This is a genomic window from Sodaliphilus pleomorphus (assembly GCF_009676955.1).
GTDB classification, from domain to species: domain Bacteria; phylum Bacteroidota; class Bacteroidia; order Bacteroidales; family Muribaculaceae; genus Sodaliphilus; species Sodaliphilus pleomorphus.
This window is the reverse complement of record NZ_CP045696.1, coordinates 2,069,800-2,085,453: the sequence shown is the minus strand read 5'-3', so window position 1 is coordinate 2,085,453 and position 15,654 is coordinate 2,069,800. Positions and strand designations below refer to the sequence as shown.

The window sequence follows — 15,654 nt, the reverse complement described above, 5'->3', positions numbered from 1 at the left end:
CCCTACCGGTGTATCGTGACTTGGGTAGCCCCGAAGCCGTACTCCTGGAAGCTGGCGTCCTGAGCGGTGCAGCGCGGCCACTTGCGCTTGAGCTCGTCGAGGATGGCATGGCGCAACACACCCTCGCCCTTGCCGTGAATAAACACGATCTTCTGCCCGGGCTGGTTCTGGTGGGCACGCATCACCTCGCGAAACTTGTCGAGTTGGTAGTTGAGCATGTCGGCACTCGACAGGCCGTTGATGTTGTCGAGCAGCTCGGCAATGTGCAGGTCTTGCACGACGATGTCGCCCTTCTTGTGCTCGTGGTGCTGCACCTGGCGCGAACGGGGGCGCTCGTCGGCACCACGCTTCTGTCGCATGGCGCGCTCCAGGGCGCTACTGTCGATGCGCAGGGGTCGGGCAGGCATGTCGTTGCGCGTGATGTCGAGCTGGATGACCGGGTCGTCGAAATACTCGGTGGCGTGGAAGCTGTGCAGCTTGTAGAACTTGGTGGCGTCGACACGCAGCTCGACCAGAGCCGGGTTTTTCAGTTTGAAGCCCTTGTCCTGCTTGAAGGCGATATACTCGAGCGCCACGTGCTCGAGGTCGTTGAGGTCGTTGTAGCCAAACTCGTCGAGGTCGACCTGCATGTTGGGCTCCACCAGGCCGGTGTAGCGTGTGTGCCAGGCGTCGTCGCCATCGGCACGGCTCATGTAGGCCACGCTCAGGAAGTAGTTGCTGTCGTTTACCAGCACGCTGTAGAAGGTGGTGGTGTTGAGATGCTTGATTTCGCGGGGCTCAAAGGCCAGCACGATGTTGAGTTTGTTGCCCTCCTCGGTCTCAACCACAGGCGCGGCAGGCGCCTCGCTCTTGGGTCGCGCGGCAGGCACATCGGGCTCCACGAGCTTGCTCTTGACCTCGATGGGGCGCTCATAGACACTGGGCTTGGCCTGGGCCTGGTCCACGACCACAACCTCGCGGCTGGGCACAGGGCGCTCAAAGCCGTCTTCATCTTCCACATATACCGTGCCGCCGTCGACACGGGTCACTGTGCCGCCTCCCACATCGTTGAGGAAGCGCACGATATCATTCACTTTTACCATAGTGTGTGTGTATATACTTTTCAATCAATTAAAGTCAATCGTCGTGGCCGCCAGCGTAATGCGGCACCTCGCGGCGATTGAAAAACAAATCGCGGACGCCGGCATCGGTCGCGCGCTCCACCTCGTCGACACTCACTCCCAGGTGCCGCGCCACACAGGCCGCCACAAGAGGAATATTGCAGCTCTCGTTGCGCGTGCCGCGTTTGGGCACAGGGGCCAGATAGGGTGAGTCGGTCTCCAGCAAGATGCGCTCGAGGCCTATCACGGGCAGCAGGGCTGGCACATCGCTCTTCTTGAACGTGACAATGCCATTGACGCCAAAGTAAAAGTCGCCGCGCCGCCGCACAGCCTCGACCTGGGCCGCCGTGCCGGTGAAGCTGTGAAACACGCCGCGGGGCAGCGGCTCGCCGAAGTTGTCGAGCACGGCCAGGCACTCGTCGAGGCCCTTGCGGCAGTGCATGATGAAGGGGATGCCAGCCTCCTTGCACCAGTGCAGCTGCGTGTCGAGCGCCTGCATCTGCTCGTCGCGGCGAGAGGCGTCCCAGTACAGGTCAATGCCTATCTCGCCCACGGCCACATAGCGGCAGGCGGCGGCAGCCAGTAGCTTGCGGTGCATTGCCTCGAGCTCGTGCTCATAGTCGGGGCCTATCTCCTCGGGGTGCAGGCCTATGGTCATCGACACATAGCCCGGCCAGCGCTCGTGCATGGCAGCAAGGCGCTCCAGGCTCGCCAGGTTCTCGTTGGGCAGTATCACGTGGGTCACACCAGCCTCCCGGGCCCGGCGCACTACCTGGTCGCGGTCGGCGTCAAACTCGGCGCTGTAGATGTGCGAGTGGCTGTCGATCATCGCTTTTTTACTTGTCGCGGCCCACCAGGTCTTGGATAAACGTAGCAAACTGCTGCTTGGCCTCGTCGGGCATTTTCACCTTGTCGAGGGCCTCGAGCGCCTTCTGGCTATAGGCCACTATTTCTTTCTCGGTGAGCTGCTTGAGACCCATTTGCTCATAGATGGCCGTGACGGCGGCCACCTTTTCCTGCTTGACGGCATACTCGTCGTTGAGCCAGCGCCGCAGCTCGGCGAGCTGGTCGTCGCTGGCCATGGCCAGGGCGTTGACCAGCAAGAAAGTTTTCTTGCCGTTCATGATGTCGCCGCCTATCTCCTTGCCGAAGGTAGCCTCGTCGCCCCACACGTCGAGCAGGTCGTCTTGCAGCTGGAAGGCGAGACCAAGGTTGAGACCCACGGTGTAGAGATTGCTGGCATCCTGCTCGCCGGTACCGGCCACGATGGCGCCCAGCTTGCAGGCACAGCCCAGCAGCACCGAGGTCTTGAGGCGTATCATCTCCATGTAGTCGGCCACGCTCACATTGGCCAGCAGCTCGTAGTCCATGTCGTACTGCTGCCCCTCGCACACCTCGATGGCCGTGTCGTTGAAGAGGCGCATCACTGCAGGCAGCTTGTCGTCGTCGACGTGGCTCATGTGGCGGGCGGCCATGCTGAGCATGGTGTCGCCGCTCAAGATGGCTGCATTGTCGCCCCAGCGGCGGTGCACGGTGGGCATGCCGCGGCGCACGTCGGCCTTGTCCATTACATCGTCGTGCAGCAAGGTGAAGTTGTGGTACAGCTCCAGGCCCACAGCGGGCTCAACAGCCTTGTTCACATCGCCGCCCATGGCCTCGCAGGCCATGAGCACGAGCACGGGCCTGATGCGCTTGCCCCCCATGCCCATCGTGTAGCGAATGGGTTCATACAGGTTCTCGGGTTGCTTGGGATAGGGAATGGCCAGGATAGCGTCATTCACCAAATTGCGATATTCATTAAAACTGAGCATGATGTATTGTATGTGTTATTTCAATTTGCCTGATTATAAGTTTTGAGGAACTCGGCCATCTGCCCATCGTTGTAGATCGAGCGCAGGGCCTCGACCTGCTTGTCGATCAAGCCGAGGTCGGCATCGGGAGCATTGCGGTCGTTGCGCAACGCCTCGCCCAGCCGTGCCGGGGTGCTGCTGGCGGCATACACCTTCATCTGGGCGCGCAGGTCGAGGTGGTCGACAGCCTGTTGCAGGCCGTCGCTCACGGCCCTGATTTGGTGGGGGGTCTTCAAGAGGGCGCCCACCTGCACGATGAGTGCGATGCGCTCGCGCGCCTGCTGGCGGTCGAGCGTGCCGGCCGAGAGTCCCCTCACGATGGGTTGTGCCACAACCTGGGCCAGGCGGCGTGGCGGCAGGACCAGCACTTGGGCAGCCAGGGTGGCCGTGTCGTTGCCCCGGGTCTCCACGTTCTGCAAGAAAGCGGCAATGAAGTCATGGGGATCGGTCGCGGTGGCGAGCCCCGCCTCGAGCACGCTGTCGGCCTCGCTGGCGCTGCGGGCATCGCAGTGCCACGCGGCCACAAAGCGGTCGGCAGTCTCGGCGGCCAGCTGCATCGACTTCTCACGCGGGCCGCAAGCACTGAGCAAGGCGACTACACACAACAGCACCCATGTGCAGGCAAGATGGTGTTTCATCACTTAAAGATATCTTTGGCCAAACGCGCATTTCTCTTCTCTATCGTGGCCTGATAGGCACGGTTGAAGTCGGCCACGGCCAGGGTGTCGCCCATGAGCTTGTAGCGGCTGCGCACGGCAGCAGCCTTGACGATGCACTGCTGCATGGCAAAGGTATCGGTGGGATCGATGTGCAGCAACTCATAGGCCGCCTTCATGGCACGCATCTTGGCATCGTCGCTGTAGGGCGACGTTTTCTTGCATCCCGCTGTGCCCAGCAGGGCTGCAATCATCACGACAGATAACAACAATTTCCTCATTGCGGTCGGTCACATATTTAACAATAATGCAAAAATACTGCAAAAAGGCCGCATTGCAAAATGAAAAGGGCGCGCTTCACAGTTTTTTCACGTCGGGGGCACACACATGGGCTCGCGCTTTTCACTTCAAGAAGAGGCAGGCGTCGCCGTAGCTCAAGAAGCGGAAGCCGTGACCGAGGGCGTAGTCGTAGATGGGGCGCCAGTTGTCGTTGCCCACAAAGGCCGACACGAGCAGCAGCAGTGTGCTCTGGGGCTGGTGAAAATTGGTGATCATGCCGTCGATGATGCGGTACTTGAAGCCGGGGGCTATCATGAGCTGTGTGCTGCCCATGTAGCACTCGGCATGATGCCGGTCGAGATAGTCGACGATGTTGCGCAGCGCCTTCTGGGTCGAGATCGTGCAGGGGGTGTCGTAGGGCATCCACTGCGTCACGGTGAGTTGATCCTCGTCGGCATCGGGGTGCGTCTCGAGCACCTGCCCTATGTAGTAGAGGCTCTCGAGCGTGCGCACGCTGGTCGTGCCCACGGCCACAACGGGGCCCTGGGCATTGATGAGGTCGACGAGCAGGCTGCGCTGCACCGAGATAAACTCATAGTGCATCTCGTGGCCGCCTATGTTCTCGCTCTTGACCGGCTGGAAAGTGCCGGCGCCCACGTGCAGTGTGAGCTCGCGGCGTGCAATGCCGCGGCGGTCACACTCGGCAAGCACCTCGCTGGTGAAGTGCAAGCCGGCCGTGGGGGCAGCCACGCTGCCGTCGATGTGGCTGTACACCGTCTGGTAGTCGGTGGCATCGCTCTGCTCGGTCTTGCGGTTCAAGTAGGGCGGAATGGGTATCTCGCCTATGGCATCGAGCAGCGAGGCAAAGGTCACCTGGTCGCCATCCCAGGCAAAGGCAATTTCCCACGAGTTGCCGCGACGCTCGCCGCGCGTAGCCGTGAGTGTGAGCTTGCGGCCGTCGACCTCGACCACCTGCGAGAGCGCACCCTGCTTCCAGCGCTTGCTGTTGCCCACCAGGCACAGCCAGGTGCAGGCGCCGGTGGTCTGGAATATCTGCTCGTAGTCGCGCGGCAGCACTGGCTCGAGACAGAAGATTTCGATTGTGGAGCCGGTGTCCTTGCGGAAACGCAGGCGGGCGTTGATGACGCGCGTGTTGTTGTAGACAAGCATCGTGCCCTGTGGCAGCAATGCCGGCACCTCGTAGAAGCGGTGCTCGCTCATGCCCTGCGCGGGCGTGAACTCCAGCAGCTTGCACTGCTCCCGCTCGTGCAGGGGGTGCTTGGCGATGCGCTCGTCGGGCAAGGGATAGTTGTAGTCGGTTATCTTCAGATTTTGTACTTTCTCTTTCAGTGTCATAATTCTAATAAAAACAATAAATACTGGCGGCACACGGGCGCGGCGATCAATTGTCGTAGCCCTTGCGCTTGGCCTCTTGCAGCATGTGGCCGATGTCGAAATAGAAGCCTTGCACCTTGCTGCCTTCCTTGTGCTCGACAGTGATGTAGTCGAGGCAGCCGTCCACCTCCTGGTGATTGGTGGCCACAAAGCCCAGGAAGTTGACAATGTTGTACTCGTGGGCCGGGCATATCACCACCCAAGGCTCCTCTTTGGTGCCCTTGCCCGAGGAGATGATGGCGGCGATGAGGCGCTCGAGCTTGTTGCTGCGCACGGCGGCGCTGGCATATTTCTTTTTCTCCTTGAGGATGTAGATGTAGAACTGCATCTGGTCGAAGTCGAAGATGTTGTCGTCGAGCGAGAGGCGGGCATACTTCTCGATGCTGTCGCACTCGGCACGCGAGTGAGGCTTCTTGTAGTAGAGCTGCTCCACCTTGTTGCTGTACTGCGACTCGCGGTAGGGGTTGTAGTCCTCCTGGAACATGTAGCCGTAGTAGAGGTTGCGGAAGTCCTCGAGATTCATCGTGGTGTCGGTGTTGCTGCGGTACAGCTTCTCGAGCCGCGGGAAGTAGTAGCGCGACCGGGGGTCCTGGCTCACCTTCTTGACGCGGTCGAAGTCGACCGGCTTGAGCTCGACCTTGCGCTCGGCCCACAGCACGGGCACCGTGAAGAGGGCAAGCAGCATGACAACGAGTGTGTAGTTGAAAAATTTGCGCATTATAAATAGTTGTAAACAGTGTTGAAATAAAAAATGATGCCTTCCACGCAAGTGCCCACCAGGGCGGCGGCTACGATGGCCGGCAGGCACTTGTGGGCGAAGTATTTCACATAGCCCGATTTCACCCACGCGCCGGCGGGGGTGCGGCTGTAGGCCATCATGCCGATGAAGGCTCCCACAATGGTGCCCAGCAAGATGTAGTTGCTGCCCATGGCCATGCCCAGCAGGGCGCCGGCCAGGGCCGAGAGACCGATATAGAGGTTGCTCGTGTTGCGGCCGTCGGGCTCGCCCGCGGGCAGCAGGCGGCGCAGCACAGCGACCACCAGGGCGGCAGCCACCCAAAGGGCCGTTTTCCACACGGGCATGTAGGTGATGTAGTTGCCGCCTATGAGCAGCAGCAGGGCGGCTGCGGCCGGCACGGCAGCCACCCACCAGGGCTTGATGAGCAACACCACAGCGAGGGCGAGGGCCACAATGGCCAGGATGAGAAATGTCGTAGACAGAATCATTACATTATACAGTAACACGCCGGGGCGTGATTTATTGTTGTCGTTAAGATAAGTTAGCACACGCGCCCCGGGGGGCACCTTGTTGCCAGCCGGGGCTGCGCCCGAGCCCGTCACGAGAGCTGCATGTCGTCGTCGGCATCGACATCGACATCGGGGCGCACCACGGGCTTGATTTCCTCGGGATAGGCCACGCGCATGTGGTAGAACGTGCGCAGCCGCTCGACAAAGGTGGCCTTGATCACGCCTATGTCATTGAAGCTGATGGGCGAGTCGTTGAGCAGGCCCTCTCGCATCTGCGTGTCGATGATGTTGTTGACCACATTGGCAATGTCTTTCTCGTCGGGGTTCTTGAGCGAGCGGGCGGCGGCCTCGCAGGAGTCGGCCATCATCAAGATGGCCGTCTCCTTGGTGCGCGGGTTGGGACCGGGATAGGTATAGGGCGCAGGGTCAACCACCTCGCCTGGATGAGCCTTGCAGGCCATGGTGTAGAAGTAGCGGGTGCGGCCCTTGCCGTGATGCTGCGAGATGAAGTCCTTGATCACCTGGGGCAGCTTGGCCTTGTCGGCGCGCTTGAGGCCGTCGGCCACATGATTGATCACGATGCGGGCGCTCTGGTCGGGGGTGAGGCTGTCGTGGGGGTTGACGCCATTCTGATTCTCGGTGAAAAACGCCGGGTTGTCGATCTTGCCTATGTCGTGATAAAGGGCGCCGGCACGGGCCAACTGCGGGTTGGCACCTATCTCGTGGGCAGCCTCGGCGGCCAGGTTGGCCACCTGCAGCGAGTGCTGGAAGGTGCCCGGGCAGGCCTCGGAGAGCTCTCGCAGCACCGGGGTGTTGATGTCGGAAAGCTCGACCAGGGTCACCGTCGAGGTGAAGCCAAACAGCTTCTCGATGAGGAAAATCAGGATGTAGGCAAACGAGAGCACGGCGCAGTTGATGGCAAACTTGAGGAACGGGTGCCAGTTGTTGTTGGCAAACACACTGTCGAGGTTGCCCTCGTGCATGACTTGGAAGGAAATGAAGCACAGGCTGTAGACCAGGAAGATATAGGCCGCGCAGCGCGCCAGTTGCGAGCGCCGCGACAGCTCCTTGATCGAGACGATGGCAATGTTGCCGGCCAGAAACTGCATCACGATAAACTCGGCCTGATTGTCGGCCACCAGCGAGCACAGTATCACCACAATCATGTTGATGAAAAACGATGTGCGCGTGTCGCAGAAGGTGGTGACAATGATGGGCACCAAGGCAAAGGGGATGATGCCCAGATAGGACGGGCGGAAGGCCACCACGATCTCTACCATGACCACAAAAAGCGTGTCGAAGGAGATGAGAAACACCATCTTGCGCAAGTTGGCAAACGTGCGGGGGCGCATGAGCTTCATGAAGATGTAGAACACAATCATGATGATCGACACAAATGTGAGCTGCCCCAGTATGCCATAGTTGATGCCGTTGGGGTGCATCTCGCGCTCGCGCATCATGCGCTCATAGGTCTGCAATATCATGTACTTCTGCGGGGTGACCAGGTTGCCGGGGAAGATGATGCTCTCGCCCGTCTGCACCACTCCGCGCGGGGCCAGGGCTCTCTGATAGGCGTCGTCGAGCAGTTTCTTGGTCTCGACCGAGTCGTAGAGCACATTAGGCTCCAGATAGTTGGCAATCGATATCGACGACAGCACCGAGCGGTATTGCGAGCCTGGCAGCAGGGTGTCGAGGTCGGCATAGGCCTCGCGCACCGAGGCCATGTGCTCGGTCGATACCAGGTCGGCCACCTTGTTGGTGAGCATGCGCACCTGCGGCAGCTGGTTGCGCGATATCTGGTCGTAGGTGTCGTTGTCGACGATGCCGTTGTCGTAGATGCGGCTCACGGCGCTCACGATGGCCTGGCGCATCGCGGGGCTTGTCTCGGGCTGGATGGCAAGAGCCCTGCTCAGGGCATTGAGCTGCTTGTTGACCACACGGTAGTCGGTGCGGTATATTTTCACAAAGTTGACATTGATGCTGTCGATGATGCGGTGCTTAGTGATGGTGTCATACTCGATGGGGATGTCGAACGGTGCCTTGAGCATGGGATAGGACCACGGCTTGCCCTGGCGGTAGTCGAGGTTGCGGAAGTTCTTGCTGGGCAGGCAGAAGGTGATGAGTGCCGTGGCCACGACCAGCATGGCTATGATGAGGAGATTGTCGCGTTTTGACTTTTCCATGTGTTTTTGTCTCAATATAATTGAAAACTGTTGCTTGTCTCGTTTTTTTTATATCACGCAACTCGCACGCGCCGGGCACGCGTCTCAACTCACGCGCGAGGCCGAGTTCACGCCCTTCACTTTCTTCAGGCGCTTGCACAAGTTGGTCACGACCTCGGTGTCCTCGATGAGCACATCGAGCTCGCAGTGAAACACGCCCTCGTCGGCGCTCACGTCGAGACGGCGTATATTGATGGCCAGGTTGGTCGATATCAAGTAGATGATTTCCTGCAAGATGCCCATGCGGTCGATGCCCTCGATGGCGATGGTTGCCATGAAAGTGGCGCTCTTGGTCTCCCACCTGCACTGCACGATGCGGGGCCCGAAGCTGGCCTTGAGGCGGTTGGCCGTCTCGCAGTCCATCTTGTGCACCACCACCTCGTTGTTGTCGTTGACAAAGCCCAGCACGTCGTCGCCCGGTATAGGGTGGCAGCAGGGGGCCAGCTTGTAGTTGGGCTTGCCGTCGACGGTCTTGAGCTCATACACCTTTTTGTAGTCGATGTCGTGGGCTGCCAATGTTGCAGGCTCGGGGGCAGCGGTGTCGTGTGCCTGCTTGGAGCGGTTGCCAAAGGGGCGCATCAGGCGGTTGAGAATGCCGTGGCTGGCCGGTCGCAAGGCTTTGAGTATCTGCGGCGAGAGCGCAATCTCGTTGTTGCCTATCATGTAGAAGAGCTCCTCCTTGTTGGGCACGCGCTCGCTGCCCACGATGCGGGTCATCGTCTCGTTGGTCACGGGCACGTTGTTTTGCTCGAGGAAGGCCGTGAGCTGGGCCTGGCCCTTGTCGATCACCTTGCGGCGGTTGTGGCGCAAGGCTGCCCGCAGGCGTGTCTTGCCCTTGGCCGTGACCAGGTATTTCTCCCACTCGGGGCTGGGTTGCTGGCTCTTGCTGGTGAGCACCTCCACCTGATCGCCGCTCTGCAGCTTGTAGGACAGGGGCACGAGCTTGTGGTTGATTTTGCCGGCAATGCAATGAGTGCCTATCTCGGTGTGCAGGGTGAAGGCCAGATCGAGCACGGTGGAGTCGTTGGGCAGGGTGATGAGCTCGCCCTTGGGGGTGAACACCACTATCTCGCGGGCAAAGAGGTTGAGCTTGATGGTGTCGAGAAAGTCGACGGCATTGGGCTCGGGATTCTTCAAGATGTCCTCGATGGTCTGCAGCCAGGCCTGGAGCTCGCTTTCCTCCTCGCCCTCGCCTATCTTGTACTTCCAGTGGGCTGCAAAGCCGCGCTCGGCGATGTCGTCCATGCGGCGACTGCGTATCTGCACCTCCACCCAGTTGCCGTCGGGGCCCATCACCGTGATGTGCAGGGCGCGGTAGCCGTTGGCCTTGGGGGTGCTTATCCAGTCGCGGGTGCGGTCGGGGTGCAGGCGGTAGAGGTCGGTGATCTCGCTGTAGATGTTCCAGCATATGCGTTTCTCGTCGGCCTCGTTGGGGCACTCAAAGACGATGCGCGCGGCATAGAAGTCGTAGACCTCGCTGAAGGGGATGTGCTTGGTCTCCATCTTCTTCCATATCGAGTAGCGGTTTTTGACCCTGGCCTTGAACTCATACTTGAGGCCCATCTTGTCGAGACGCTCGCGAATGGGCGCGGCAAAGCGGGCAAACACCTCCTGGTTGTGGGGCGCCGATTTCTCGATTTGCTCGTCGATGGCCTTGTAGGCCTCGGGGTGCTCATACTTGAAGCTCAAGTCCTCGAGCTCGGTCTTGATGGCAAACAGGCCCAGGCGGTGGGCCAGCGGGGCGTAGATGTAGAGTGTCTCGCCGGCTATCTTGTACTGCTTGTTGGGCGGCATCGAGGCCAAGGTGCGCATGTTGTGCAGGCGGTCGGCCATCTTGATGAGTATCACGCGTATGTCGGAGCTCATCGTGAGCAGCAGCTTCCTGAAGTTCTCGGCCTGCGCCGAGGCATGGGTGCCGAAGATGCCACCCGATATCTTGGTGAGTCCCTCCACGATCTGGGCTATCTTCTTGCCAAACTGGGCCTCGATGTCCTCGATGGTGTAGTCGGTGTCCTCTACCACGTCGTGAAGCAGCGCGGCGCATATCGAGGTGGACCCCAACCCAATCTCCTGGCTCACAATCGTGGCCACGGCTATGGGGTGCATGATGTAGGGCTCTCCCGAGCGGCGACGTATGCCCTTGTGGGCCTCTTTCGCAAACCGGAATGCCTTCTCAATGATTTCCACTTTCTTGCGATGATTGCTTGACAAGTAGCCGTTTAAAAGATTCTGATAGGCCGCCTCAATCATCTGCTCCTCACGCTGAGGGCTCTCGTTAGTTGCCTCTGTCATTTCAATTCCCAATAATCCAGTTTACAAACTTACAAATAAATCCTGAGACAACCGCCATCAAGCCCATCTTTTTTGCACAACCCCTCGCCCACAGCCACGCTACAGGAAAAGAGCAGGGCATGCTACTATAAACCGCCCAACATTTTTTGAAGCAGATTGCCAGACGCCTGTATTATTGTAAAATCCACATTTTGATTCTCAACCGATTTTATTTCGGCAGTTTTAAACCGGCACACAGCCTCTTGCCGCATCAAAGTGTCTCGCACAAAAGACAACGACTGTAATCTCCCAGAAAATTCTCCATTAGCCGACTGGATATAAATCGGTTGACCGCCGATGATGCCAGGGCGTTTCGATTCAAACCTAAGCAATACTGTTGCCTCTAAACTGTCGCAATGCCCAGCAGCTATAGAATAAATGGTTGCCGTACCCGAGTAAACATATTTAATTACATAACAAGCAAAAAATATGTAATAAAAAAAAAACAGCAACAACTGGGAAGAGAACGCGGGGGCTGCCATCGGGGGGGCTGCCATGCGTTCTCTTCGCCAGTGTTGCGGTGCCTGCACCGCGAGGGCAGGCTACGGGGTGCGTGTCACTGTTGTTGCACGATGAGCGAGACCAGGGCGGTGACGTCGGTCACGTTCACCTGGCCGTTGCCGTCGAGGTCGGCCACGGCGGCATCAACATCGCGCTGGCCGAGTATCATGTTGATGAGCTCGGTCACATCGCCCACATTGACGAGGCCGTCGCGGTTCACATCGCCCATGAGGCCCGTTGCATCCTGCACCACCCTGAGCTGAATGGTATCCATGCCATCGGTAAACTTGAGGGTGGCTACGCGCTGGCTCACGCCCTGCGGGAGCTGCCCATAGGCGATGTGCAGCGTGTCGAGCGTGAGACCGTTGGGCTTGCCCTCGACGGTGCACCACGAGGCGTCGCTCTCGACCGGTGTCTTGTAGCCGAAGATGGAGAACAGCTGCTGGTCGACGGTGCCGGCCGCGGCGGGCACATGAATCTCGCTGGTGCCCACAGGCAGCAGGGTGATGGCCGAGTGGGCAATGAGCGGGAAGATGTAGTAGGAGGTGTGCCCCTTGTCGGCACTGAAGTAGCCGGTCACGGGGCGCCAGCCCTGGGCATTCTTGAAGAAAGCCGTGTTGCCGCTCTCGCGCAGCTTAGCCATGGCAAACGACACGTCGACCGAGTCGTTGTGCTCGGGGATGCCGTCGACCACGATAAAGAAGTCGTCGTCGACCACCTTGGGGGTGAACTCAAACCATGTGCCCGTGAGCTTGGTCGAGGAGCCCGTCTCGAGCTCAAAGACGCGCCACCAGGCCGAGTCGAGCTTTTTGCCCGGCAGGCCATGGTCGGCGGTATAGAGGTGCACACCCACATTGGCAATCTGGTCGGCCACCGAGCTGGCGCTGGCGGTGACAAAGTAGACCAGGGCGCCATACACCATCGCCGGGCGCGAGGGCTTGGAGAAGTGCTCGGCATACTCGGTGATGCCCATCTTGTTGTCGCCCGGGAAGGTACCCTCGCCGTCGAGGCTGAAGGTGGCAGGCACGTCGGTGGGCAGCAAGTTGTTGATGTAGCCCTCATACTCGGCCGAGACGCTCAGCGAGTCGGCCGACGTGCCGTGGGCATTGGCCACGCTCAGGCTCACGTCTTGCTGGTGCATGAAGTCGTAGGACACCCACGGGTCGGACTCGGCCGAGGTGGCTGGTGTGGCGCCGCCGAAGCGCCACTGCCACTGGCTGGGGTAGCCCGACGACCCGTCGCGATACTGTACCGGCACCAGTGGGGCCACCATGGGCAGGTGGGTCTCGTAGTACCTGAAGGTGGCCGGCGGGATGATGCGGGCCACAGGGGCCTCGCCCTTGACCGTGACCATCGAGGCGCGCTTGACGGTGCTGGTGTGCCCGGCGGCATCGGTGACGGTGAGCACCACATCATAAACGCCCTCACGCGTGTAGCGCACGCTGGGGCACTGCTCGGTCGAGGTGGCCGGCGTGGCGCCGTCGAGGGTCCACTGCCACGACACGGGGTTGCCCGTAGAGAGGTCGACATAGCTCACCTCGTCGCCCGTTTTGACCGTAATGGACTGCACCGAGGCCGACTCGTCGATACTGAGGCCGTCGATCACAAAATCGGCCATGTAGCCGCCCGTCTTGAACGAGTCGCTGGTGCCCGGGCCATAGACCCACCTGAACTTCACCTGGCGCCCGGCATAGGCGCTCAGGTCGGCCGCTATCTTGTGCCAGCGCGAGCTGCCGTCGCCCGTCTCGAGGGTGCTGTTCCACACATCGGTCCATGCATTGTCGCCAGCGGTGGCAAGGGCGACCTGAAGCGTGAGCACGGCATAGTCGTTCATGTTCTGGCTGTAGTAGACGTAGCCGTTGAAGGTGCTGTGGGCGCCCACCTCGACCACACCGCTGGTGATCATCGAGATGCCGCGCTTATACACCTGGTAGGGGCCGCTCACCGAGAGCGATTGCACGTCGGCCGCATCGATTTCGGCAAAGGCCTTGCCTGTGCCCGTGGTCTTCTTGAGCGACCACTCGATGGCATTGTTCTCGTCGGGGGTCACCACCCAGGCACCCATGCCCTGGTCGAAATTCTCGGTCCACACCGTGCGCGACTGGCCGGCGCCCTGCACTGTGAAATCGGCCTGCACGGGCTCGCCATCGCGTTCATGGCGCCGAGCCCGGGCCGGCAAGCGCGTGGCCACTGCCTGGGCAGCCACCACAGGGCGCTCGACCCTGGGTGCCTGCAGGGGGTTGTGCACTGGCTGCATGGTATCGATGTCGACAGCCACTGCCGCCGCTGCTACCGCAAGCGACGCAAGAATGAGAAGGTATTTCTTCATGAAAACTTAGAAATCAATATTTTGCTTGAATATAAAACCTGACGTTGCTCACTTCACAAACTTAATGCGCTGCTGTCCTTGCGACGACTCGACCACGGCCACATACACGCCCTGGGGAAGCTCGCACAGGCTCACGGCCTCGCCGCTGGTGCCGGCGGCAGTCACAAGAGCGCCATTGAGGTTGTAGACCATGACGCGGGCGCCGGCACCCACCAGCAACTGCTGGGCGGCACGGTCGTAGCGTGCGGGCACGTCGCCACTCACCTGGTGCAGGGCCGTGGGCGGAGTGGCCTCGATGAGCTCAAGGCGCAAACCGTTGACATAGAGCCCCCAGGGCGAAGTCGAAACGTCGTGTAAGCCTATGTAGTAGGTGCCACTGGCTGGAATCATGAAGTCGACACTGTCGGTGTCATACATGGCACGCTCCAGGGCATTGTCGGCATAGGACTTGATCACCGTTTGGCCAGCCACCTGCGAGATGCGCCGCGGGGCACTGCCGTCGGCAGTGGAGGTGACAGCCGTAGAGGTGACAAGCACCACGTCGAAGGCATCGCTGTAGCGGTAGTTGTAGCCCTTGGTGCTGAGTTTGAGCCTGTGGGTGCCTGCCACGGTGCTGAAGGGGGGCGTGAAGGCCCAGTCGTCGGCCTTGTTGAAGCTGGTGTACTCGATATTGGCATTTTTGGCATTGTAGCTCCACGTCTTGCCGTCGGCGTTGGCATCGACGATGGTCCACACTGCCATCTCATCGGCCGTCTTCATGTGGGTCTCATAGGGCAGCGAGAGGGCGTCGCCAAATATCACGCCGTTGCTGGTAGCGCCCTCGCCCTCAATGCCGTTGAGCACGGGGTAGACCGTGTAGGTGTAGCAGGCCAGCGGCAGCGTGGCCACGTCGACATAGGTGTTGCCCTTGTGCCCGCTGGCTACTTCAACATCGCCGGGATGGCGCACGATGCGGTAAACAAGCGCTGTAGAGTCGATGGGAAAATTGGCGGTGTTGGCGGCAGGCGCGCTGAAGCTTAAATGCGGCTGCCCGTCGATATTGGCAAGTGTGAGATTGGTCACGGCAAGCGGGCGCACCACGTTTTCGGTGATTTCAAACTTCTGGAAGCCCATGCCGCCTTTGTACTTCTCGTTGTAGCAGTGCACACCCAGGTAGTACACCCCCGAGGTTCCGGGCGCAAAGGTCACCTCCTGGGCGCTGTACAGGTTGTCGTTGAAGCTCTCGTTCTGAGCCAGCACGGTCGACTGCGCCGCAATGGTGGTGTCGGTGCCTATGGTGATGGCATAGCGGCAGTAGTCGGAAGAGAAAGACGAAGTCTTCTTCACATAGTACTTGATGGTGTAGCTGCTCCCGGCATTGAGCTGCACGCCCCTGGAAATGAGCCAGTCGTCGGCAGCGCTATAGCGGTCTTCGGAGTACTGGGCATCTTTGCTGCCATACTTCCAGGTATTGGGGCTGGTGGCTGCATTGTTGTCGATCACAGTCCACGACGAGGCCATGGTGGCGGCATCGGGGATGTCGAGGGTTGCCGGCACTGTGGTTTGTGCCATGAGGCAGTTGCCTGCCATCATCGTGCCCGCAAGTAAAGCAAATTGTAAAAATTTTTTCATCATGCGATAAGGGGTTTTTAGTTCGTTATACATTAAAAAAATTTATCATTCTATTTTCATGCGCTGCGCCACAGGGCAACAAAACAGCGGTAAGCACGGTACATCTACAGGAAACCAACACCATTTCAAGGC

Annotated in this window: 13 protein-coding genes; all 13 read right to left on the bottom strand. The window is 59.8% G+C overall.

The features are described from left to right. Positions 1-2: 2 nt before the first annotated feature. The gene (locus GF423_RS08315) at positions 3-1,082 is read right to left on the bottom strand and encodes a DUF2027 domain-containing protein (RefSeq protein ID WP_154327907.1); all 1,080 of its coding nucleotides are present in this window, start codon (positions 1,080-1,082) and stop codon (positions 3-5) included. Positions 1,083-1,116: 34 nt separating this feature from the next. Continuing rightward, a complete protein-coding gene (locus GF423_RS08310; protein WP_154327906.1) occupies positions 1,117-1,929 on the bottom strand; it encodes a TatD family hydrolase in 813 nt (270 codons plus the stop codon). Between the two features lie 7 nt (positions 1,930-1,936). After that, positions 1,937-2,911, bottom strand: a complete 975-nt coding sequence (locus tag GF423_RS08305; protein WP_154327905.1) for a polyprenyl synthetase family protein — start codon at positions 2,909-2,911, stop codon at positions 1,937-1,939. Positions 2,912-2,931: 20 nt separating this feature from the next. After that, the gene (locus GF423_RS08300) at positions 2,932-3,588 is read right to left on the bottom strand and encodes a hypothetical protein (protein WP_154327904.1); all 657 of its coding nucleotides are present in this window, start codon (positions 3,586-3,588) and stop codon (positions 2,932-2,934) included. Continuing rightward, positions 3,588-3,887, bottom strand: a complete 300-nt coding sequence (locus tag GF423_RS08295; protein WP_154327903.1) for a hypothetical protein — start codon at positions 3,885-3,887, stop codon at positions 3,588-3,590. The genes GF423_RS08300 and GF423_RS08295 overlap by 1 nt, the downstream gene beginning before the upstream one ends. A gap of 121 nt (positions 3,888-4,008) precedes the next feature. Further along, positions 4,009-5,241, bottom strand: coding sequence for an S-adenosylmethionine:tRNA ribosyltransferase-isomerase (locus GF423_RS08290; protein WP_154327902.1), 1,233 nt, complete (start codon positions 5,239-5,241; stop codon positions 4,009-4,011). A 46-nt stretch (positions 5,242-5,287) separates the two neighbouring features. After that, entirely contained in the window at positions 5,288-5,998 is a 711-nt protein-coding gene (locus GF423_RS08285; RefSeq protein WP_154327901.1) for a DUF4919 domain-containing protein, read from the bottom strand. Further along, positions 5,998-6,507, bottom strand: a complete 510-nt coding sequence (locus GF423_RS08280; protein ID WP_154327900.1) for a hypothetical protein — start codon at positions 6,505-6,507, stop codon at positions 5,998-6,000. The genes GF423_RS08285 and GF423_RS08280 overlap by 1 nt, the downstream gene beginning before the upstream one ends. Positions 6,508-6,617: 110 nt before the next feature. Further along, positions 6,618-8,711, bottom strand: coding sequence for an HD family phosphohydrolase (locus GF423_RS08275; protein ID WP_154327899.1), 2,094 nt, complete (start codon positions 8,709-8,711; stop codon positions 6,618-6,620). Positions 8,712-8,795: 84 nt separating this feature from the next. Continuing rightward, positions 8,796-11,042, bottom strand: coding sequence for a RelA/SpoT family protein (locus GF423_RS08270; protein ID WP_154327898.1), 2,247 nt, complete (start codon positions 11,040-11,042; stop codon positions 8,796-8,798). Positions 11,043-11,167: 125 nt separating this feature from the next. Then, positions 11,168-11,563 carry a hypothetical protein gene (locus GF423_RS08265; protein ID WP_154327897.1) on the bottom strand — a complete coding sequence of 132 codons (396 nt, stop codon included), beginning with the start codon at positions 11,561-11,563 and terminating at the stop codon, positions 11,168-11,170. Positions 11,564-11,637: 74 nt separating this feature from the next. Beyond that, complete coding sequence (locus GF423_RS08260) at positions 11,638-13,911, bottom strand: PKD domain-containing protein (RefSeq protein WP_154327896.1); 2,274 nt, start codon at positions 13,909-13,911, stop codon at positions 11,638-11,640. A gap of 48 nt (positions 13,912-13,959) precedes the next feature. Then, positions 13,960-15,525, bottom strand: coding sequence for a T9SS type A sorting domain-containing protein (locus GF423_RS08255; RefSeq protein WP_206113189.1), 1,566 nt, complete (start codon positions 15,523-15,525; stop codon positions 13,960-13,962). Between the last annotated feature and the right edge of the window lie 129 nt (positions 15,526-15,654).